The sequence below is a fragment of the Mesorhizobium sp. M7A.F.Ca.AU.001.01.1.1 genome (assembly GCF_004022735.1).
Taxonomy (GTDB): domain Bacteria; phylum Pseudomonadota; class Alphaproteobacteria; order Rhizobiales; family Rhizobiaceae; genus Mesorhizobium; species Mesorhizobium ciceri.
In genome coordinates this window covers 1-1,235 of the sequence record NZ_RZPF01001118.1, presented here as the reverse complement: position 1 = coordinate 1,235, position 1,235 = coordinate 1, and the positions used below count along the sequence as shown (strand labels likewise).

At 64.8% G+C, this 1,235-nt stretch carries 1 protein-coding gene; it reads left to right on the top strand.

Annotation, left to right across the window (positions count from 1 at the left end; genetic code table 11):
• Window positions 1–14: 14 nt before the first annotated feature.
• On the top strand, window positions 15–1,235 hold a 1,221-nt coding region (locus EN884_RS36360), incomplete at its 3' end, for a heavy metal translocating P-type ATPase (RefSeq protein WP_245492056.1).

Here is a 1,235-nt window from a genome sequence, read left to right as displayed (position 1 = left end):
ACACCGGATCGGTCCTGCCGTCCAGCCAGGAGATAAGGCTGGCGAGCCGATCGCTCGGCGATGATCTCCGCCAGACCGATCTTTCAGTCCCCACGGTTCATTGCGCGGCCTGCATCGAGGCGATCGAGACGGCATTGGGAATGCTCGATCAAGTGGAGAGCACTCGGGTCAACCTGTCGACGAAGCGGGTCGCGGTCCGCTGGCGTGGAAACCAGGTGCCACCGTTCGTCGCCGCGCTGGGACGGCTAGGCTACGAGGCGCATCTGTTCGACCCCGAGGTCGACAACAAGGACAAAACGCTTTCGGAGCTGATCCGCGCCGTTGCTGTCGCCGGCTTTGCGGCGGGCAACATCATGCTGCTTTCAGTGTCGGTCTGGTCTGGCGCCGAAGGCGCAACGCGGGACCTGTTTCATTGGCTCTCGGCGCTGATCGCGATCCCGGCACTTGCCTTCGCGGGCGGCATCTTCTTCCGCTCGGCCTGGAACGCGCTGCGTCACGGCCGCATGAACATGGACGTGCCGATCGCGGTCGGGGTGTCCCTCGCCTACGCCATGAGCCTCTACGAGACGATCAACCATGGCGACCACGCCTATTTCGATGCGTCGGTGTCGCTGCTGTTCTTCCTGTTGATCGGCCGCACGTTGGATCACGTGATGCGCGAACGTGCCCGGACCGCCGTGAAAGGCCTGTCCCAGTTGGCCGTACGTGGCGCCATGGTGCTGCGCGGCGACGGCGCACGCGACTATCTGCCGGTTGGCGAGATCGAACCCGGCATGCTGCTGTTGATCGCAGCCGGTGAAAGGATACCCGTTGACGGCAAGGTCTCTCGAGGGACGTCGGACCTGGACTGTTCGCTTGTCTCGGGCGAGAGCACGCCCCGAAGCGTAGCGCCAGGCGAAGCCGTACAGGCTGGAGTCCTCAACCTGACCGGCCCGCTGACGATTGAGGCGACAGCCGCCGCGAAAGATTCGTTTCTGGCGGAAATGGTTCGGCTCATGGAAGCCGCTGAGGGCGGTCGCGCGCATTATCGCCGGATCGCCGATCGCGTTTCAGCGCTCTATGCTCCGGTGGTTCATCTCACCGCCTTCGTGACTTTCCTTGGCTGGATGGCGGCGACGGGCGACTGGCACCGGGCGACAACCATCGCCATTGCCGTTCTGATCATCACCTGCCCGTGCGCGCTCGGCCTCGCCGTGCCGATCGTGCAGGTGGTCGCCGCGCGGCGCCTGTTCGAG